Here is a 19,737-nt window from a genome sequence, read left to right as displayed (position 1 = left end):
CAAGTTGCTAGATTGCTAGAAACATAGAGCACCAAGATTTGGATTTGCAGGAGGGAAAGCGTTTTGAGCAAAAAGCGGGTTTGGATATCGGCTGCGTGGTCTCCTGTTTTGGCGGGCATTCTGCTGGTTCCGCCCTTTCACGCAGAGGTTGCGGCGGCTGCAGCGGACAATTCGACAGCAGCGGCACAACAATCGGGAAGTGATTCACCGTTTCTGTCGGTAGGCAATCCGGCTCAGTCGATCACGGCCCATCTGAAGACTTTGCCGATCGGGCCCGGAGTTAACTGGACTACCTTCAATCGGCTGGATAGCAAAGGTTGGGTGCAGGGGCAGATTTTGCAGGTGGATTTAGGAAATCAGGCGGTAAAAACGAATCTGCTGTTCCCTGGAACGGTTTCGGCAACTGCCCGTCTGTCGGAAATGGCTCAACAAAATGGCGCCATAGCGGCTGTCAACGGGGATTTGTACGATATTAACGGTACAAATGCCCCATTTGGCATTGAAATTCAGAACGGGAAGCTTGTGAAAGGTCCTGTCCCAAGCTGGAACAATGCGGCAGGTGTAGGAAAAGACGGATTGGGGCGGTTGGTCGAGGCGACCTTGCAGGGAACGGTCAAGTTTCCAGAAGGATCGTGCCCGTTGTCGGCGCTGAATCAAAGCTACATTCCGAACGACGGAGTGGGCATTTACACCCCGGAATGGGGAACGGCTTCCCGCAGCGGAGCGGTGTCAGGCGGTTGGGCTGCAAAAGAAATTCTGGTCAGCAACGGGAAGGTGGTTTCGGTTTCCAATCAACCGGGAAGCGGCCCGATCCCTGCCAACAGTTATGTGATCGTTGCCCGTGATGCGTCCGTGGCGGCGTTTGACGGACTGAAAGCGGGCGATTCCGTGTCGGTAACCTTTCAAGCGAAGCCGGATACGTTGTCTGCCTTCCAGTTTGCAGTAGGCGGCAATACGGTTTTATTGAAAAATGGAGCTGTGCAGCAACTCGATGACAAAACGGCCGATCCGCGAACCGCAATCGGATATTCGGAGGATGGCAAGACCATGTATCTCGTAACCGTAGACGGACGACGGGCCGACAGCCGTGGCTTGACGATGAAAGAGTTTGCGGACATGCTGCAATCGATCGGTGTTGCCAACTCGTTGAACCTGGATGGGGGCGGATCTGCCACAATGGCGGTTAGACAACCGGGCGATTCGACTGTAACGGTTGTGAATCAACCATCGGACGGCAAGGAACGGCCTGTGCCAAACGGAATTGGTATTTTTACCGGCAAGGGAAGCGGTCAACCGGCAAAATTGACGGTGTCGCCAGTGTCTGAACAGGACAATTGGAACCGGATTTTTCCCGGATTGTCGAGAAGCCTGAAGGTAAACGTGTTTGATGAAACGTATGCGCCGGCTGCGGCTAACGGTGTGCAGTGGCAGTCTCTGGCGGAAAGTATGGGAACTGTTGATCAACAAGGTGTGTTTACAGCCAGGCAATCGGGCGACGCGTCGGTACAGGCATCTGTTTCAGGCATTGCACAGGGGAAATCCAGAGGTGCGACTAAGCAGCCGTCGGGGCAGCTGCAGCAGACCGTCCATTTAAAAGTGCTGGGTGAACTGAACCGGATCGAAACGGCTCCTGACCGTATCAGCCTGACGGCAGGCGAATCGGCAACCTTCCGCGTCACCGGGTTTGACCAGGATGGGTACAGTGCGCCGATTGAGCCCCGTGATGTACACTTTACTTACGATACGTCCCTGATTCAAATCACTCCCACCAATACGGGAGAATTTCGCATCACGCCGACAGGCGGAAACGGATCTGCGGTGGTGATTGCGGAGGTTGCAGGCATTGAAACAAAGCTTGCGGTGTCGGTCGGTCTGCAGTCGATTGCGGCTGATGATTTTGAGGAAGCGGACAACGCTTGGCGGTTTTCCACCGCGCGGGCAACTGGAGGATTGGAGAAGACAGAGGGGCGAACGGGTGCGGGCATCAAAATTCATTATGATTTCACCCAATCTACCGCGACCCGAACGGCCAATATCCATCCGCAGGAACCGATTGCCCTGCCGGATAAACCAAAACGGATCGGCGTTTGGGTTAATGGCGCCAACAAAGGGGAGTGGATCGCCTTTACCGTTCAGGATGCGGCCGGCAACTATTACAATTTATATGGTCCGCATGTAAACTGGACCGGTTGGCAGTACGCGGAAGCAACTGTCCCGGACGGGGTTCAGTATCCGCTAAAATTGACCACCATCGGAGCGATTGAAACTGCGGATGATCATTTGTATCAAGGGGAGCTTACGTTTGATGACTTGACTGTCAGGACGCTGCCCGCAGTTTCGGCGCCGGTTGCCGCTTCCGCAACGAACGATCCGATCATGGTGCAAAGCCGGACATTCGATGGCGACCGTTGGAAATTTGCTGTTTTGACGGGGGATCGATTGATCGCTGCTGCTGACAGTAAACAAGCGGCGGAAGTACAATCGATGCTGCAGGACATTGTGAAGGAAAATCCTGATTTTCTGGTAGTCACAGGGGACCTGGCAGCCAAAAAACAAGCGGATATCGCATTTGTGAATGCGCTGCTCCAACAGGAGATTGGCGGAAAATTCCCGGTTTATTACGTACCTGGCGAGGGAGAACGGACAGATGGAAATCTGAATGCTTTCTGGAACGCATTCCCGCAAAACAATCTGTTTGATCACAAAGGGACGCGTGTGGTGATGCTCGACTCATCGACTGGAAGTTTCCGGACTGCCAATTTTCAACAATTGATTGGGTTGCGTGCCCAGTTGAACCAGGCGGCGGCCGATCCGGCTGTGCAACATGTGCTTGTTGTCAGCCATTATCCACTCGATGATGCTGCCGATCTGCAGGATCCACAGGAAGCGGGATTGATCGAAAAATGGATGGCCGATTTTCATGCCGCATCCGGGAAAGAAATCGCGTATGTGAACGGTCATGCGGACACTACCTCAGTCAAGCGGCAGGATGGTGTGGTATATTTGACAGTCGGATCCTACAGCCAGCCGCGGACAGGTGATGAAGCTGCATCGGGCAATTCACGCAGTTGGAATCTGGTCGGTATTGGAGTCGATGGAAAAGGTGAATGGCTTCAAACCAAAGCCTATCCTGCGCAAACGCCCCAAAAATGATAAAATCGGTTTCCCTATGGATAGAGTGGCCAGAAAGAATCGGCTTCTCTATCCATTTTTCTTTGTGCGTTTTACAACAACGTTTCACTGGCGAACGTGAAAGCTGCTGCTTTCTTGTCACCGCCTCCAACCGGAAACGATTTGCATAGGAGGAATGAATCAAGCAACGTCTTGATAAGCGTGCGGATAGGCACATTTCCCAACTTTTGTGAATAGGGTAAAGTGAATTTTTGTGCAGAAAAAGGAGGAGTGCACGTGCAGATTCATGTCGTGAAGCGCGGCGACACCATTTGGAATATCGCAAAGCAATACGGCACCACGCCGGAGGAAATTATACGGCTTAATCAACCACCCAATCCCAATTCGCTTGTCGTGGGGCAGACCCTCCTCATTCCTTCGGCGGGCCGCGCTGACATTGTAAAATCGGGGGAAAGCTTCTATACAACGGCTCAGCAATATGGTGTGTCCCAGGAATTGGAGCAGGCGAATCCAGGAGTGAGTCCAGCCGATTTACAGGTTGGACAACAGGTGCAGATTCCACGGGAGGCGCAACTGAAACGAACGATTGAAGTAAACGCATACCTTGAGCCATCAGGGGGGCCGGATGATCGTGCCACTTTACGGGAGGTAGCCCCTTATCTGACCTATGTGAGCGTATTCAGCTATCGGGCGACACGTGACGGAGGGCTGACATCTCCGAACGATTCGTTTGCCTTGGCAGCTGCTCGAGAGTTTGGGATTGCGCCGCTGCTTGTGATGACCAATTTTGAAGCAGATATCGGATTTAGTGCGGAACTGGCGCGTGCGATTATCACCAGCGAGGAGGTCAAAAACCGTCTGTTTGACAATCTGGTGCGGATCATCCGGGAAAAAGGGTTTGTCGGCGTAAATGTGGATTTCGAGCGGGTCGGGCCGGAAGATCGCGAAACATATAACCAGTTTTTGCGTGATCTGGCTGCCAGATTGCACGCAGTAGGGGCTATCCTGTCAACAGCGTTGGCGCCAAAAGAATCAGACTATGTAGGCGGCGAGTGGCATGGAGCGCACGACTATCGGGCACACGGCGAGATTGTTGATTTTACCATTATCATGACGTATGAATGGGGCTGGTCAGGCGGTCCCGCATATGCGGTTGCTCCGATCAACAAAATGCGCGATGTGCTTCGGTATGCCGTGACCCGGATTCCCCCCCGGAAAATTTTAATGGGGTTCCCGCTCTACGGATACGATTGGACACTGCCGTTTGCTCCGGGAACAACTGCCCGCACCATCAGTCCGCAAGCTGCGATTCGCCTGGCGGATCGGGAAAATCAGGCGATTGAGTATGACGAAACCTTGCAGGCTCCTTTCTTCCATTACTACGATAATCAAGGAAGGCAGCATGAAGTTTGGTTTGAAGACGCCCGCAGCGCAAAGGCTAAATTGAATCTGATCAATGAATTCAATTTGCGAGGGGTCAGCTTTTGGGAGCTCGGCAATCCCTTTCCGCAAATCTGGCACCTGCTGGCCGATATGTTTACCATTCGCAAACTTCGGTAGTACAGACGAAAGATTTTCATCTGTTTCCATCAATTTGGGATTGAGTTTATGCCGATTTGGGGTATAATGATAAACACAAAGAACGTTTTAACCTGCCGTGTGCGTCAGAGCGGTACCTTGTTTTGAACCTATACATGTTTTCGGGGAGACAGAACTTATTGCGGATGGCATGCCCACCTCCTTTTTTGGACGAATGGGACGTCAGCAAGCAATAACGGGTCGCCCACCTGCTTTGGCGGGTTCAGAAAACAATCCGGATCGACGGCATGGGCGGGGGATACATAGCCAAAAGCGGACTGCGTAAGCGGCCCGTTTTTTTCTTTCTTTGCATGTCACATTGTTTCGTTGCCGTTTATTGGTCAGCATAACAGCTGAACGGAGCGCACAAAATAGCGTTGAACTTCGGTTCAAAATCTTTTGGCGAAGGGGGACATCCGATGTTCAATCAAACGATTGCACAAGACATTCAACAAATTCGGGACATCTGTCAGCAGCTTGCCCAGAATGAACGGCAGAACGCACAGATTTTCTCGAATCAACCGGGCATGCAAACCATTGCCCAGCGGGAAAATCAGGCTGCTCAGCAATTGCAGTACTGCGTTTCCTTGTGTAATCGGATTGAACAGTCTTTCGTTCAGGGAGTGGGCGGCTCTGCCAATTTCACGGCGACCGGCGCGTACACGATTGGCAGGGGCACAGCCGGCGGCCAATCTGGCGGTTATAGCCAGGGCAATACTCGCCAATACGGAGCCGGATATAACCCTTCTGTGTTTACCCAGATGATGGGCACCGTTCGTTAACTGGAGGACACATTGAATGACCGATTCGCCAGACGGCGGGTCGGTTTTTAAATACGAAACACGATCATCAAGATGGCCGATAAAATTGCAAGACAACTGCTGGCGGCAAAAGCAGTTGACGGCCCAAACAACTGCCAAAGGTAACCCGCAATAACGCTGGCGGGCAGCGCTGCCAAACCAGTCAAAGCATTAAACGTCCCCATTGCCGTTCCCCGTTGCCCTTCGGGAACCAGGTCGGCAATGTATGCCTTTTGAATCCCTTCCGTCGCCGCGTAGTAAAGACCGTATATGACAAATAGAATCCAAATCCATGTGACGTTCTCGGTAAAGCCAAATCCCAGATAAATGGCGGCGAAAATCAGGTATCCGACAATCAAAACGGGACGTCGGCCGATACGGTCCGATAAAACACCAACCGGTATTGAAAATACACTAGCGGTTAAATTAAACGTCAAATAGGCGATGGGAATTAAGGCAGTTGCCATGCCAACATTCTGTGCGCGCAAGACGAGAAACGCATCTGAGAAATTTGCTACGGCAAATAGCGTGGATGCCAGTGTGAACCATATAAAACGACGGTTCAGATTTTTAAATCCAATCTTCGGTAATGTCCTACGCCTACCCGTTGCTGCCAAACGGTTTTGTTCCCGCAAGAAAAACAGAAGAAGCAAAACGGCAAGCACACCGGGAATGGCCGATGCCCAGAATACGGTTTGATAGCTTCCGCCGGATTGGGTGAGAATCCAATACGTAACCAAAGGCCCTATGGCTGCCCCGAGTGTATCCATCGAACGTCTAAAACCAAATGCTTTGCCGCGTTCTTCCTTGCTAGTGACATCCGCCAGAAGCGCATCTCTGGGAGCTGCTCGTACACCTTTGCCGAAACGATCCGCAAACCGAATCGCAAGCACCTGCCCCCAGGAGGAGCTTAGTGCAAAAAACGGTTTGACGAGATTGGAAAGTCCGTACCCTACTATCATGAGAGGCTTTCGACGACCAAAATGATCCGAGATCCAACCGGAAAACAGCTTTAGAACGCTCGCCGTGCTCTCCGCAATTCCTTCGATTATGCCAACAGCCTCAATCTGAACGTGCAGTACAGACGTAAGAAATAAGGGAAGCACAGGGACAATCATTTGACTGGAGAGGTCGGTCAACAAACTGACCAACCCAAGAACCAAAATCACTGGGGTCAATCCCAAAAACGACTTTCTTTTCGAAGATTTTACAGATTCCATGGCTTTCACCCCATGTTTGCATTTTACGTTTGGACCTTCTTGCCTCGGCCATCACCAATATACCATATCCAAACTTTCGATTCTGCCACAAAACCGCCAATGCCAGTGCAAAAGCACCTGTCGAGTGTCACTGGGAAATGAAGGACAGAAATTAATACGGGAACATTTGTTTGCATATTATGCCGAACGAATACTATAATATCTAAACAGGAACATATATTCGCATTTTGGGGGAAATCATGGAACGACCGACCGCTTTGATTCGGAAACTGCTAGAGCTTGAAATATTCGAAGAACATCTTTTGCAACAGATGCGAAAGTTGAAACAACAGTTGCAGCAACAAAACATTTCGATATTGGATCGGAGCAATCAGGCGTCTGATATATGGATTCAGTACCGGTCCGGTGAACGCGTTCGGGAAGCCGTATTTATGAGGGCGATGCTGGATGCGGAGGTGCAGGGGAAAATTCGGCAATGGACAGGCGAAAAGGAATGAAATGGGTATACGGACTGGTTGATATGCAAAGTTTCTATGCATCGTGTGAAGCGGCGTCGCGGCCTGAATTCGCGTGGAAGCGTCGTGAGGATGATGACTTTACAGATCCGCCGCTTTTGGTATCAGGTGATCCGGCTCGCAGATCGGGAATTATTTTAGCGGCTACGCCTGCAGCCAAGCGGTCAGGTGTTGACAACGCGATGCGATTGGGGGAAGCATTGCAACGTTGTCCGGAAGCGATTGTCGTTAAACCGCGCATGGAATTTTATCTGGAGACAAGCGTGCGCATTCGGAGAATGATCGAGCATCTGTTTCCGCTGCATGAACCGTTTAGTGTAGACGAGTCTTTTTTTGCGTTCCCTTATCCGTCTCATTTGTTTTCCGATCCGATTGCAGCCGTTCGGGAACTGAAACAAACCGTTTGGGACCTGTTCCGAATCCGCTGCCGAATCGGTTTAGGGCCCAATAAATGGATGGCCAAAATGGCGAATAAACAAGCCAAGAAGCACCCGGACCGCATCGTCTGGTGGACGGAACAGGATGTGCCGACACAACTGCACCGTTTATCCGTATTTGATATGTGGGGATTGAAGCGCCGTGCGAAGATTTTACACGAGGAGTTTGCAGCCCGAACGATCGGCGATGTGGCGGAGATACCGGAAAGCAAACTGGTCGACAGATTTGGCGTGTGGGGGACGATTATTCATCGCTGGAGTCGGGGGGAGGATGATTCGCAAATAAATCCCCATTCTTGCGAGAAACCGCATAAAGGGATTTCGCACCGGACGACCTTGCCGCGAGATTTTTATAAGCGTGAAGAGATTGCCGTTGTGATTTTGGAATTGCTCGATGAAGTCTGCCGCCGGGCACGATCGGAAGGCCAGAAAGGCAGGCGTGTGGGGCTTGGATTGACTTATGAGGGGCTGCAAGGCGGATTTTATAAAGCAAAAACAGTTGATTTTTATTCGGATGAAGCAAATGAATGGTACCCGGTTTTGCTGCAACTGCTGGATCGTTGGTGGATGGGGGATGGCGTGAGAGCGGTCAGTGTTTCGCTTGATCTGCTGCAGAATACAAATGCCTTGCAGCTATCGTTGTTTAACGATGCTGTCAAGCAAAACCGGCTATCGCGAGCGGTGGATGACATCCGGACAAAATACGGAGAGATTAGCATTATGCGAGCGGTCAGTCTTGGGAAAGCCGGTCAATTCAAAGAGCGGAGCAAAAAGATTGGCGGGCATTATATGTAAGTGGAGGGAACAGCATGCGAATTGTGGACGGCAATATTTTTGAAGCGATGCGGTTAATGTTGCCGGAAGATCGCGAATTGATGGAACGTTCAAGAAGGGAATCAACACGACGCAGGTTGCCGATCATTTCGCAGGATGCATGGAATGAAATGGCCTACATCCTGGATGAAGCTTTGCATCAGAAACAGCCTATCCGAATTACATTGTTCGAACCGCATGAAGATGTGATTTGGGAGGGAATTCCTGTTGTGAAAAATGGCCATTTGAAGCTGCAGACGGCTGACGGAATTCGCCAGATCCCTCTGGAAAAAGTGATCCGGATGGAGAAGTAGGTTACATATTGATGAAACTGTTACAAATTTGTTACACGTTTGTCATTGAACTGTTACAACAGAGAGAGATTGCGAGCCAAACCAACATCTGGCTCTCAATGCAGCGATTGAAGCGGCCAGAGCGGGCGAAATGGGACGCGGATTTGCGGTAGTAGCGGATGAAGTGCGTAAATTAGCTGAACAATCAGCCGGTTCGGCACAACAGATTGCCGGATTGATCGGAGAAATCCGAAAAGAAACAGAAAATGCAGTGGCGGACGGGGTAACGAAGACACAAAAGGTGAACGAAGCATTTCGCGTGATTGAAGATGCGGTTTCGCATGTGACAAGTGAGGTACAGGAAGTGTCCGCTGCCGTTCAGCAGATGTCGGCTGGCAGCCAACAAATCGTAGGTGCTATCGAAATGGTTAGCAAAGCGGCAGAAGAAGGAGCAACTGCCAGCCAGTAGACATCAGCAGCCAGTCAGGAATCGCTGGCTACGTTAGAAGAAGTGGCGTCTTCTGCTCAATCGCTCTCCAACCTGGCAGAGGAGATGCAGGCCTTGTTGACGAAATTTAAAGTATAACGGAAAAGAATGGGAGGTTTTCAAATGGCGATTGAAACGACAAAAGCGATTATCTGCAAAATTGGGCAGGAGGAATATGCGCTGGATGTCAGCCATGTGCTGTCGATCGAACGGCTGCAAAATATCCGCTCCATGCCGCATACGGAAGAATACATGGCAGGTATTATGGAATTGCGCGGCTCGGTTGTTCCTGTGATGAATTTACGAGTTTGGTTGGGATTTGGCAAGGCGGGCGATGTGGACCAGGATCATAAGCGGATCGTGGTGACGGAGTCAAACGGGCAGAAGTTGGGGCTGATCGTCGACGCGGCAACCGATGTACTGGACATCGCAAAAGAAACCCTGCAGGCAGTTGAAATGCAGCAAGGTGCGCGGGAAGTGAATCAAGTGGTCAATTTGGACGGCCGTTTAATACTGGTACTCAATGTGCCGAATCTGATCAAACAATTGGATGTATCGATTTTTGACAACATGGAAACGGCATAAGGTATCGTTTGAGTAAAACCCGGTCAGGAGGACAGACCGGGTTTGTGCTGTACAGAGATTTTTCGTTAATGTGTTTTCCGACGGCGGAATGCGGCTAATTGTTTGATACGCCGGAAGGCGGTCGGATTTTTAAGTTTGGCGAACAGGAAGTGAGCAGGACCCGTATTCTGCTCAATGATCCAAACCTTTCTGTTCTGGTCAACAGCCAGATCGAGTCCGATCTGCCAGTACCGTTTATACGAATCAAACCTGTGGCACGTTTTGTAACCGAGATGGATCATTTGTCGTTTGATGTTATCAATTTCCGTTGAACTGAGTCCGAGAGACTGTTTCAGAGCATCGTCGACCGATAGAATATACCCTTTACTACGCACCACATTGGTTATGATACTTTTAGGTCCGGCCACTTTTGCCGCCATTCCGACATATTCCCAATGACCGGACTCATTTCGCATCATCATTAGCCGGACATCAAATGGACGGCCCTTAATCTGCGCCAGTGGGATGGCTCGTTGAATAATGTAAATGGCTTTGGTGACAGCCTGTTCCGCTCTCAGCTTACGGTATAGGGAGTCGAGATCGGAAAACTGCAATTGTGTTCCCTTTTCTTTTACATAGGCGTAACGGCCGTTGTGTTTCCAAACCTTGATGACGCCACGTCCGGTCGATCCGTTGGCCGGTTTGATGTACACAGCAGAATGATTCGAGAGAAACGATTGCAGAGTGGAGCAGTTTAAAACGGCTGTTGGTGGCAAGTATCGGCTGACAGCGGTATCCGCCTTGAAAAACTTGTAGAGTCCCCATTTTCCCATTTCCGGTTTGCGGGTTTGTGTCATTTCATGGCACCTTCCTTTAGTTGGGGACTCGTCAGGCGAACCCATTCCTCGTAATTTTTCACGATCGGTACAGAGGAAGAGGATGTATAAGGCCAATACTTGATTGCATGTGAAGTATTAAATAGCACTACTCGTTCGTTTCGTCCGATCCAACCGGATTCAATTAACCGGATAGTGCCTGCCAACGTGGCAGATCCCTCCGGTGAGGCGGAAATTCCCTGCGCTCCCATGGCTATCTGGGCAGCACGAATTTCATCCCGGTCGACCGCTACGGCCGTTCCATCTGTCTCGCGTAAAATCGATACGATAAGCGAGCCGGCGGGAGGTTCTGGCACACGCATACCGGTCGGACTGGCCGTCACCTTTTCCGGCGGAAACGGTTTATAATTCGTTTGGGACCGTATGGCATCGACAATCGGTTGGCATCCCGCCTCTTGGACACTAACGAAACGGGGCAAATCGCCCGAAAGCATCCCCAGCGATTTCAATTCGTGAAACGCCTTCCACAAGCCGATAATGCCAGAGCCTCCGCCTGTTGGGTAGACAATCACATCCGGCAAAATCCAGTTCATCTGTTCGGCCAATTCGAATCCCATCGTTTTCTTGCCTTCCACGCGGCCGGGTTCCCGCAATGTTCCTACATTGAACCAGCCTTGTTCCACACTGCCATCCTGGATAATACGGGCTGCATCATGAATGTATCCGTCTACCTTGTACGTGTGGGCTCCATAATAAAGGCATTCGTCGATAATCATTTCCGGACAATCTTGCGGTACAAACACATACGATTGCATACCGGCGTGAGCCGCATAGGCAGCCAACGCAGAGGCAGCATTTCCGTTCGAGGGAACTGCCACTTTTTTTACTCCATGTTCGTTCAGAAGTGAAATCGCGGTAGAAAATCCGCGTGCTTTAAAACTGGCCGTTGGGTTCTGCTCCTCACGTTTTACCCACAATTCCTTCACAGGGAGGATCTGCTGTTCTTGATTGATTCGAATCAAAGGAGTCCATCCTTCCCCCAACGATACGATCGATCTGGTCTGCTGCACAGGCAGCATATCGCTATATCTCCACATGGTGGAAGGTCGTTGGAGAATCCCCTCCTTCGTAAAGGTTTTCGATGCCAGTTCAAGATCGTATTCAACTAATAAAACTCCACTGCATTCACAAGTTCCGGTGAGTGAAGCAAGCGGTTTTTGCTTCCCGCAACGTGCGCATGTTAACCAGCATTTCGTCACCGCTCTCCCCCCAAAATCTATCTTCGAAAATTCTTTATAAGGTATATCAAACCATTAAAATATGGCACGGCGTACTGCCCGCCTGTTCCCTCAATTCGGAAAAAATGGGTGGATGCCAATGGGCAAATTACTTTGGCTGGAATAGGATGGAGAGAAATCGTCAACGGAGAGGAAGAAGTGGACATGAAAAGAGTGATGTGCAAGGGGAAAATTCACCGAGCCACCGTGACGGAAGCGGATCTCAACTATGTAGGAAGCATTACAGTAGATCGGACTTTGATGGAGGAAGCCAACATCCGTCCTTACGAGCAAGTACAGATCACCAGTCTTCGTAATGCAACCCGCTGGAAAACATATGCGCTGCCTGCACCGCCCGGTTCCGGGAAAATTTGCTTGAATGGACCGCCTGCCCTGTTGTTTCAGCCGGGTGATATTGTAATTATTCTGAGTTTGGGAATTTATGAAGAAGAAGAGATTTCTTCTCTGAAGCCAAGAGTGGTATTTGTTGATGAAAACAATGCGGTGATCCGGATCGAGGAACATGATGTAAACGAATGGTAAGGCCCGGCATGAATTTACGAGGAAAAGTAAAAAAGGCCATTCTTGCCGGCAAATATCCAGGAACACAGCGGGATGCCGGTTTCTGGACAGCGCCAAAAGAATGGCCTTTTTGCAGACTTTATTCTTCGCTCTGAGAAGAAGCGGTGAACATCCAAATGTATCGGATCAATTCAAATACGGACACCAGTGCGGCTGCTACATAGGTAAGCGCAGCTGCACCAAGCACTTTGTTAACGCCGCGTTCTTCCGCGTTGCCGATAAATCCTTCCGCGACCATCAGCCGTTTGGCGCGGGAGCTTGCGTTGAACTCGACCGGAAGGGTAACCAATTGGAAGGCAACCGCGGCCGAGAACAGAATAATGCCTAATCCAATCAGGTTCAGAGCATGTAACAGGAAACCGCCCATCAGCAGAAACGGTGCTACCCCGGAAGCAAAATTGACGACCGGAAACATCCGATGTCTCAGCACCAGCATCGGATAGTGAACCTTATGCTGGATGGAGTGCCCCACCTCGTGGCAGGCAACGGATAGAGCAGCGATTGACGTTCCGTAATAAACCGGCTCTGACAAGCGAACGACACGGGAAATCGGGTCGTAATGGTCGGTCAGCCGCCCGGCAATTGGTTCTACCGGCACATCGTAAAGTCCTTGCCGGTCAAGCAGCGTGCGGGCTGCTTGCGCGCCCGTCATACCGGACGAAGCGGGCACTTCTGACCATCGATTAAAGTTTCCCTTGACCTTAAATTGCGCCCAAATGGAAAGTCCAAATGCAAGCAAGGTTAAGAGGTACAGAAATCCCATCATGTAAAATCCTCCTTTAAAGATTTGAGTGAGTATTAAAAAAGACCTTCACGCAGCATGTGCATGAAGGTCTTGCTTACCCATAGTAACGGGTCCGACATACCGGGCAGAAAAACTGCCGTAATGACGATATATCGACCGGACCTGATCCGGTTAGCTACTCCCCTTGGAATAACTTAATATTGGATACTTACCTGATGGGGTCATTATAGCATGACATGTTTGGCTTGGCAATGGTTTTATGCTTCCGCCTCCGCCGCTTGGTATCCATTGACTACCAGTTCCAGTTTTCCTGTCTGCGGATCGATCACAAGTCCGTGCACAGGGATGCCTACTTCTGCAAGAAATGGATGGTTTCTGATGTTATGAACGGTGTTTTTAACACTGTCGTACACATTGTCGAATTTGTGCAGCCATTCCTTCAGATCGATCCCCTGCATATTCCATCATCTCGATCGTTTGGGCGGAAATGCCCCGGTCTAATAATTTTTTTACAAACAGGTCTTTTTCCACGCTCTGCATGCCGCAATCATGATGTGCGACAACCACTAACCTCATCTGCTTCCAACATATGAACCGCGATCAAAATAGAGTACATAACCGAACCAGACGGATGATGAACCTGGGCGCCTGCCACACGGATGTTTTTTGCTTCTCCCTGCGAGATTCCCATTGCTTTTTCAACAATTCGACCAGTCGTGTATCCATGCAGGTCAAAATTACCATGCGGCGTCGAATTTCACGGTTGAGACGCTCCAATGGATTCGTTGAGCAAATTTGGCGCCAGTGCTCCTTCGGAAACGCTATATAAGCCAGTACATCCTCCTCGGCACGCTGCAGGATCTCCATCGCTTTGGGAAAACGATTCTTCAGTTGCTCTACCACAACAGCAAGCTGCTCTTTCGTCGTCTCTTGTGTAGGTTGAGCGAATATGGTTCGTACAATCGACGATACCATGGCTTGAGACGATTTTGGCACCTGGCTCAAGACGTTCTTTAGGAACTAGTTGGTCTAAAGAGAAAAAGGATACCTGATGACGTCCTTCTTCGCGATTTTTACTTAACATACTACTCCCCCCAAGAAATGGCTTACTGATCAATTCAACAAAAAAGCCTGTAGACCTTGTTCCTTGCGGAACTTTGTCTACAGGCTGGATCAATGTATGTACAACATTGATCTTTTGGGGGAATTCGGAGATAAATTCATGGCGTTTTTAGCTCAACATTAATGGTTTCTTAGGACCCTAACATCAGATGGCATCAACGGATGATGACGAATGGTTGTAACACCAATTTGTGATCCATTCCGATTACAAATAATTATTTAAACAGTAAAATCATGTTTTAAAGACGTCCCATAATTATGAAAACTTGCGTGATAAATCACTTGACATCCTAAAGACTATAATCCGCTCTCCGGTACGTGTACTAAGATCGGTGTGAAAACTCACGACTTCTTCGCCAGTTATGTTTAAAATAATTTCCTTTAGATGTTCTATACCTGATTCCACCAAACTTGTTCGAATCCTTTTTATTGACAACAATCCTTCTTTTTCTTTACAAAGTGAATATTCAGCAGGTGTTAAAATACCACGTAAGGTAACGATAATCATATCCCGTAAAATGTCTGATTTAACTATTAAAGAGCCACGGCCAAGATAATCTTTCTCCCAATGAGTTAAAGCTTTACTTATTTCAGATTCAATAGTCCCCTTTGATTTATTCATCATGATTTTTTTCCTTTTTAGAAGTTTAATTTCAAATTATTTAGGATAAACATTATCTTCCATACTTACCGAAAAACAGTTTTTCTACATGTGTAAATAATCTATTCAAGAAGACGAGGGATCGAACGAATCGTTTCGGTCTAAACCTGGCTAGCGCATCGTGCACACATCACGTATGTGTATTTATGACCAACTCTCCCAGTATCCTTCTGGATCAATGGTCGCAAGCCGAATCCAACCGTTATGAACTTTTTGGTGGAACGCGGAATCGTGAGCTAACAATCGTTCCACATACTCTCTTGGTGCTTGGATGAGCACCAGCAACCGCAGAGGAGCATGATAAACCTCTTGATCCGATTTCATTACGGACTGCCAGGGAAGCCCAGTTAACAAATCACTTGCGTTCCCCTGCATTACACCAAGACCTGCAGTGACTGTTTGGGTAGCTTTATTACCGCTGCCATAATAATGAGGTGCGACGGTTGATGCGTAATACTGTAGGTTTATCCATTGAGCCACCGTCGCTGGACCAGCGATAATGTTAGAAAGCAGAATACCATCTTGATCCTTCTTCCAATCATAATTGTGTAAAAAAACTCTTCCATCCAAATTGCACCCCTGAGTAAGCAAACGGTCACCAATGATAAATGCGGCGTTACGCGCTAGCCCCCATTCCGGGCGTACCTCACTCCAATCTTCCGCAAAACGTTGCATATCAGTCTTCGGGTTTTTTGAACGAGAGCTGAGATTAGGTAATCGCGCTAATTGCTCTTTATTTACACAATCACTAACATTTGGCAATGTGGCACAGATTTGTTCAAATGCTTCTTGTGCTGTTTCTGAAAGTTTGGGAACATACAGCCAACGTAATTGATTAAGCGTCGTTATATGCTCTGCAGCCGTAAAAACCGTATCTTCTGGGATTGAAATCCCTTCATTTGCCAAGTTCTTCCTTACTTTTGGAAGGTTACACAAAGCTGCTAGAACCCGCGCATTAAAACCACCCGAAGCCCCTCCGCAAGCTCCACAGTCTAAAGCAGCGGAATAGGGATTGTTAGTGCTGTGACTTCCATGCCCACAAATCACAACTAATGGAGCGAAATTATTTGTTAAACCCATCATTTTCAGTGCCTGTCGTACATAGTATACTTTTTCTTCTTCAGAAAAACCAACAGGCAATTCCGCTTCCGTATGCTTGTGATCTAACGAGAGTTCCGTAGACGGTTTACGCAGCCATAATTGTTGGAGCTGTCGGAAGGTACGACCACCGCAACGTGGGAAAAAGCTTCGTACCAACATTTGTAGACTAAGCCAAGGACCACTTAACTCTGGCAACAATAAGCTGGTAAGCATGTTTTGTTTCATCGTTTTAAACGTACGATTAAGTGAATTTGCCACCTGTCGACGCTGTTGATATGTTTTGAATTCAAACTCAGAAGAAAACTCTTTTACTTTATGTTTCGGTTTGAGCATAACCGGTAAGGAGGAATGGCTATGTTGACTGCCAAGTTCACATGTCTCAATAGGCAATCCGAAAAAACCGGCAACCCCATATGTCTTAAAAGGACCTGCTTTTTCAAGCTCACGGCGAAAGGGCTCTGAACGTACATCAATACAAAAGGCAAATTGTGCCAACATAGGCTTTATCTCGTCTGATTTAAACTGGTTCGATGTAATCATCTCTTTTAATCTTTCTTCGTATGTTTGCTCCCAGGCTTCCAACCAAAGCCGCTTGCGAAGCAAATGATCAAAACGGTGGGCGAGATTCAAGCGTGCCTTTTGCTCCGAAGAAGATAACTGTGACCAAGCTTCAATTGGCATTTCACCCCAATGAACCCAAGCTGCAATCAGTGGAACAAGAAGTGATTGATCATCGGTTTTTTGCTCAGGTAAGGGCAGATAAGGTTTGATCAGAGCCCACTCCAAGGAAATCCGAACAGCCAAATATTCGGTTAGAAGTGAATTTTCTCGGGTTGATTGTTGCGATCGCCAAAGCATCATTCCTGCCCACCCTGGCAAGGAAAGCAAATGAGCCTCAAGATAGTCTTGTATCTGCCACTCTGGAATTTCAAGTGCCGACAATGCTTCTTTTAAAGCAGCATCTGCCTCTTGCGGACAATCTTTTAATCGCCGGCGTTGCGAATGACTAAGTGCTGGGTCGTACTGAACCAGCCGGCGCCACGCACGATAGAAACCTTCCTCCTTATTTGGCAATGACCAAGCTGCCTGGGACTCATCCAAGAACAGCTTACACCATTTAATTACGTGGCGATCAAGATCATGAGCCACCCTCTCACAAACCTGCTGTTCCAAACGAAGACTCAAGGTTTTCATCGGATGTCTCTCAATAGTCTTCAATTTTAGACCGCTCAGTTTCTCTGCCAAACCCTTTAACTTAGGTGCTGCCAACAGATTGGGAGGTAGATCATCTAGCTTAAGTGCAGCCCGACAGAATCGCTCAGCAACGTCACGTGACAAATCAAGAGACTGTACATCAAGCCAATGTTGAAGCCTTTCTTCGAGAAAATCCTGATGAATCTCGCCTCGATTCTTCGCATCCAGCAGTATAGAAGCACTAGGACATATATCTACATCGCGAATATCTTTGAGCCAGCGTGCAACTTGTTCAAATGATTGTCCTTCAAGTCCCATCCAAGGATTACGTGCCGCAAACGTGGCAATAGGTCCAAGCGGTGCAATGACTCGGCTGGCGGATCTCACCAAATCGTTAATATCAGGGACAGGGGAAAGATTAAGATTTTGATCTGGATAATCAGGTATTAAAATTTCCTTTTGCAAATCTACTTGATCGGGTAATGTTGAGCTTCCGTTCATCGTTTATTCCCTCCTTGAGACAGACTGAATGCCAGATACTTTGGATGGGATTCGACCGAATCAGGATGGGGCTCACCCAATCGTATGAGCCAAAGATACAATACAGCAAAGGAAGTAGAAGAATGATGGCGAGTTAACCAAGCACCTATAGCACTAGCGGACAACAAGACTGATAGAACCAAAATGACCACCGATGTAGGTGGTTGAATTCCAAGCTGAACGGTTCTATGTAACAGTCCATTGAAAGTGGTAAGGATGGCGGTGAACACGATTACCGCTCCTGCTATTAGGGAAAATCCCATAATACGCCCAATACGCCCGTAACCCAAAGCCACTAGCTGTGTCCAAGCGAATGAAATTGACCATCCCAGGAGTAATGCACTAATTAATTCGTCACCCTTTCCATTAGTAATTAACCAAAAACCACCCCCCATTAATAGTCCGAAAACACCCCCTGCAATTCTCCATAAAAATGATGGTAGTGGGGTTGTACGTGTCTTTAGCTCGTTGTGATGTACCGCTGAGCCCGCCTGTAAGAAAAGGGCGGATTTAAACAGACCATGTAATACGGCATGAATAATTGCTGCTAAATAAGCACCTAATGCACACTGAATTAGCATGAAGCCCATCTGCGCAATCGTAGAGCCAACTAACTGACGTTTATAGTCAACTTGGACCAAAATAATTCCAGTCCCGAGCAAGACTGAAAAACTAGAAAGAACGATTAAAAAAATTTGGGTAAAATCGCCACTAAATAGTGGTGCGAAACGGGTCAGTATAATTCCGCCAGCATTCACTATACCCGCGTGCATCACCGCGGAAACGGGCGTGGGAGCAACTACCGAGTCTAACAACCAGCGGTGGAAAGGATACTGTGCAGCTGGAATCACCACTGCAACTACCATTAGCAGATTTATGCCGGTCCTCTCCCATGAACCAAGTTTCAACAGACTGCCTTTGTAAAGCACAAGTGATAACTGCCAGTGTCCGGTGACTTGCGTTAGCCAGGTTATGGCTAACAACAAAATAAGCCAACTTAGTGCAAACAGTCGACCAGAACGTGCAGATGCAGTTCTTGCCACTTTCCACTCTCTATTTAACCCTATAAGCAATGTCATCCCTAGAAGTGTAGTACCCCAACACACCAACATAAGGCGGAGGTCATCACTTAACCAAGCAACTGATGCAGCACCCGTAGTGAGTGTCAAGAGCGCAAAGTATTTTCGATAATTACGATCACCAAGTAAGTAACGTATGGAGTAGCGCTGTACTATAAAACCGATTGTAAGAACAAATAACGCTGTCAACCAAGCTAAGGGATCAAGGTGCCATGGACCGAAAATCTCATTCGTTTTTTTAGTGACAAGATTCAACAGAGCAATTAATGGGGGAAACCCACATATGCCGACGTGAATACGAACAAAATTCAAAGGAACACGTGGATGTAACATAAATAACGCGCTGAACGCTGAAACCACAAGTGATACAAAAAATGCTATCGGTAGCGACAAAAAATCCAGAACAGCTAACATCCAGTATCCCCCCAATCGAAATGATTTAACCAACATTTCTGTTACATAAGATTTGTATTCTTCCAACAAAAAAACCGACAAATCCAGAATATAATGGTCATTTTCAAAACCATTGCATTCTAAAAATTGTCGGTTTACTATCAACTAACCAAAATTGGTTTTTTGAACAGTCTACCTTTAGTAAAGTTTTAACTTCTTCATTTAATAGCTTTTCTTTAAAACAATCATGATAAAAAATACAGCCTGCGTTTTTGATAAGATCATACAAACTTTAAGGGAATCATACCACTTAAAAAATATTCCGTCAAGGCCTTTGAATAGCTTTATCCTATTTTTTGGCAATTTCC

General features: G+C 48.1%; 17 protein-coding genes, 1 other RNA gene and 2 pseudogenes. 11 read left to right on the top strand and 9 right to left on the bottom strand.

Annotation, left to right across the window (positions count from 1 at the left end):
- The first annotated feature begins 63 nt into the window (after positions 1 to 63).
- The 4 genes from skT53_RS08920 to skT53_RS08905 all read left to right on the top strand — a co-directional run bounded on the left by skT53_RS08920 (position 64) and on the right by skT53_RS08905 (position 5,492).
- Positions 64 to 3,153 (top strand): phosphodiester glycosidase family protein, encoded by a 3,090-nt coding sequence (locus tag skT53_RS08920; RefSeq protein WP_200760713.1) that lies wholly within the window; start codon positions 64 to 66, stop codon positions 3,151 to 3,153.
- Between the two features lie 255 nt (positions 3,154 to 3,408).
- On the top strand, positions 3,409 to 4,692 hold the full coding sequence (locus tag skT53_RS08915; RefSeq protein ID WP_200760712.1) for a glycosyl hydrolase family 18 protein: 1,284 nt from the start codon (positions 3,409 to 3,411) through the stop codon (positions 4,690 to 4,692).
- 86 nt (positions 4,693 to 4,778) lie between these two features.
- Positions 4,779 to 4,973: non-coding RNA, 6S RNA (gene ssrS / locus skT53_RS08910), on the top strand.
- A gap of 156 nt (positions 4,974 to 5,129) precedes the next feature.
- The gene (locus skT53_RS08905; RefSeq protein ID WP_200760711.1) at positions 5,130 to 5,492 is read left to right on the top strand and encodes a hypothetical protein; all 363 of its coding nucleotides are present in this window, start codon (positions 5,130 to 5,132) and stop codon (positions 5,490 to 5,492) included.
- Between the two features lie 47 nt (positions 5,493 to 5,539).
- On the opposite strand, the gene skT53_RS08900 is transcribed toward skT53_RS08905, so the two are convergent.
- Positions 5,540 to 6,730, bottom strand: a complete 1,191-nt coding sequence (locus skT53_RS08900) for an MFS transporter (protein ID WP_226375389.1) — start codon at positions 6,728 to 6,730, stop codon at positions 5,540 to 5,542.
- 239 nt (positions 6,731 to 6,969) lie between these two features.
- Here skT53_RS08900 and skT53_RS08895 point away from each other — a divergent pair, with 239 nt between their 5' ends.
- From skT53_RS08895 to skT53_RS08870, 6 genes and pseudogenes are all read left to right on the top strand, one after another.
- A complete protein-coding gene (locus skT53_RS08895) occupies positions 6,970 to 7,227 on the top strand; it encodes a YhjD family protein (protein WP_200760710.1) in 258 nt (85 codons plus the stop codon).
- Positions 7,206 to 8,477, top strand: a complete 1,272-nt coding sequence (locus skT53_RS08890; RefSeq protein WP_226375388.1) for a DNA polymerase IV — start codon at positions 7,206 to 7,208, stop codon at positions 8,475 to 8,477. The genes skT53_RS08895 and skT53_RS08890 overlap by 22 nt, the downstream gene beginning before the upstream one ends.
- Before the next feature lie 14 nt (positions 8,478 to 8,491).
- Positions 8,492 to 8,809: a YolD-like family protein gene (locus skT53_RS08885; protein ID WP_200760709.1), complete on the top strand. Its 318-nt coding sequence runs from the start codon at positions 8,492 to 8,494 to the stop codon at positions 8,807 to 8,809.
- Between the two features lie 8 nt (positions 8,810 to 8,817).
- The gene (locus skT53_RS19015; protein ID WP_318978604.1) at positions 8,818 to 8,961 is read left to right on the top strand and encodes a hypothetical protein; all 144 of its coding nucleotides are present in this window, start codon (positions 8,818 to 8,820) and stop codon (positions 8,959 to 8,961) included.
- Positions 8,898 to 9,257 (top strand): annotated as a pseudogene (locus skT53_RS08875) (methyl-accepting chemotaxis protein); the annotation flags it as partial. The gene skT53_RS19015 and the pseudogene skT53_RS08875, both read left to right, overlap by 64 nt.
- 141 nt (positions 9,258 to 9,398) lie before the next feature.
- Positions 9,399 to 9,860 (top strand): chemotaxis protein CheW, encoded by a 462-nt coding sequence (locus skT53_RS08870; RefSeq protein WP_200760706.1) that lies wholly within the window; start codon positions 9,399 to 9,401, stop codon positions 9,858 to 9,860.
- A gap of 65 nt (positions 9,861 to 9,925) precedes the next feature.
- On the opposite strand, the gene skT53_RS08865 is transcribed toward skT53_RS08870, so the two are convergent.
- Together skT53_RS08865 and skT53_RS08860 are read right to left on the bottom strand one after the other, a co-directional pair.
- Positions 9,926 to 10,696, bottom strand: a complete 771-nt coding sequence (locus tag skT53_RS08865; protein ID WP_200760705.1) for a YheC/YheD family protein — start codon at positions 10,694 to 10,696, stop codon at positions 9,926 to 9,928.
- Positions 10,693 to 11,934 (bottom strand): threonine synthase, encoded by a 1,242-nt coding sequence (locus skT53_RS08860; protein ID WP_200760704.1) that lies wholly within the window; start codon positions 11,932 to 11,934, stop codon positions 10,693 to 10,695. Before skT53_RS08860 ends, skT53_RS08865 begins: the two co-directional genes overlap by 4 nt.
- A 183-nt stretch (positions 11,935 to 12,117) precedes the next feature.
- Between skT53_RS08860 and panD the strand changes: the two genes are divergently transcribed.
- Entirely contained in the window at positions 12,118 to 12,495 is a 378-nt protein-coding gene (gene panD, locus skT53_RS08855) for an aspartate 1-decarboxylase (protein WP_200760703.1), read from the top strand.
- Positions 12,496 to 12,613: 118 nt separating this feature from the next.
- Here the strand turns inward: panD and skT53_RS08850 are convergent, their stop codons facing one another.
- The 6 genes and pseudogenes from skT53_RS08850 to skT53_RS08825 all read right to left on the bottom strand — a co-directional run bounded on the left by skT53_RS08850 (position 12,614) and on the right by skT53_RS08825 (position 19,390).
- Entirely contained in the window at positions 12,614 to 13,300 is a 687-nt protein-coding gene (locus skT53_RS08850) for a zinc metallopeptidase (protein ID WP_200760702.1), read from the bottom strand.
- A 236-nt stretch (positions 13,301 to 13,536) separates the two neighbouring features.
- Positions 13,537 to 13,737, bottom strand: a complete 201-nt coding sequence (locus skT53_RS08845; RefSeq protein ID WP_200760701.1) for a carbonic anhydrase — start codon at positions 13,735 to 13,737, stop codon at positions 13,537 to 13,539.
- Positions 13,738 to 13,993: 256 nt separating this feature from the next.
- A pseudogene (locus skT53_RS08840) lies at positions 13,994 to 14,299 on the bottom strand (transposase); the annotation flags it as partial.
- A 358-nt stretch (positions 14,300 to 14,657) separates the two neighbouring features.
- The gene (locus skT53_RS08835) at positions 14,658 to 15,023 is read right to left on the bottom strand and encodes a Na-translocating system protein MpsC family protein (RefSeq protein WP_200760931.1); all 366 of its coding nucleotides are present in this window, start codon (positions 15,021 to 15,023) and stop codon (positions 14,658 to 14,660) included.
- 183 nt (positions 15,024 to 15,206) lie between these two features.
- Complete coding sequence (locus skT53_RS08830) at positions 15,207 to 17,858, bottom strand: DUF2309 domain-containing protein (RefSeq protein ID WP_200760700.1); 2,652 nt, start codon at positions 17,856 to 17,858, stop codon at positions 15,207 to 15,209.
- Positions 17,855 to 19,390: an NADH dehydrogenase subunit 5 gene (locus skT53_RS08825; protein ID WP_200760699.1), complete on the bottom strand. Its 1,536-nt coding sequence runs from the start codon at positions 19,388 to 19,390 to the stop codon at positions 17,855 to 17,857. Before skT53_RS08825 ends, skT53_RS08830 begins: the two co-directional genes overlap by 4 nt.
- Between the last annotated feature and the right edge of the window lie 347 nt (positions 19,391 to 19,737).

Origin of the sequence: Effusibacillus dendaii (assembly GCF_015097055.1) — a bacterium.
Taxonomy (GTDB): Bacteria; Bacillota; Bacilli; order Tumebacillales; family Effusibacillaceae; genus Effusibacillus; species Effusibacillus dendaii.
This window is presented reverse-complemented; position numbering and strand designations above follow the sequence as displayed.

Excerpts from the sequence above, each read along its gene's own strand:
- skT53_RS08895 (WP_200760710.1), top strand. The coding sequence starts at position 6,970 with ATGGAACGACCGACCGCTTTGATTCGGAAACTGCTAGAGCTTGAAATA.
- skT53_RS08830 (WP_200760700.1), bottom strand. The coding sequence starts at position 17,858 with ATGAACGGAAGCTCAACATTACCCGATCAAGTAGATTTGCAAAAGGAA.
- skT53_RS08905 (WP_200760711.1), top strand. The coding sequence starts at position 5,130 with ATGTTCAATCAAACGATTGCACAAGACATTCAACAAATTCGGGACATC.
- skT53_RS08900 (WP_226375389.1), bottom strand. The coding sequence starts at position 6,730 with ATGGAATCTGTAAAATCTTCGAAAAGAAAGTCGTTTTTGGGATTGACC.
- panD (WP_200760703.1), top strand. The coding sequence starts at position 12,118 with ATGAAAAGAGTGATGTGCAAGGGGAAAATTCACCGAGCCACCGTGACG.
- skT53_RS08890 (WP_226375388.1), top strand. The coding sequence starts at position 7,206 with ATGGACAGGCGAAAAGGAATGAAATGGGTATACGGACTGGTTGATATG.
- skT53_RS08885 (WP_200760709.1), top strand. The coding sequence starts at position 8,492 with ATGCGAATTGTGGACGGCAATATTTTTGAAGCGATGCGGTTAATGTTG.
- skT53_RS08865 (WP_200760705.1), bottom strand. The coding sequence starts at position 10,696 with ATGACACAAACCCGCAAACCGGAAATGGGAAAATGGGGACTCTACAAG.
- skT53_RS08845 (WP_200760701.1), bottom strand. The coding sequence starts at position 13,737 with ATGCAGGGGATCGATCTGAAGGAATGGCTGCACAAATTCGACAATGTG.
- skT53_RS08870 (WP_200760706.1), top strand. The coding sequence starts at position 9,399 with ATGGCGATTGAAACGACAAAAGCGATTATCTGCAAAATTGGGCAGGAG.
- skT53_RS08850 (WP_200760702.1), bottom strand. The coding sequence starts at position 13,300 with ATGATGGGATTTCTGTACCTCTTAACCTTGCTTGCATTTGGACTTTCC.
- skT53_RS08835 (WP_200760931.1), bottom strand. The coding sequence starts at position 15,023 with ATGAATAAATCAAAGGGGACTATTGAATCTGAAATAAGTAAAGCTTTA.
- skT53_RS08825 (WP_200760699.1), bottom strand. The coding sequence starts at position 19,390 with ATGTTAGCTGTTCTGGATTTTTTGTCGCTACCGATAGCATTTTTTGTA.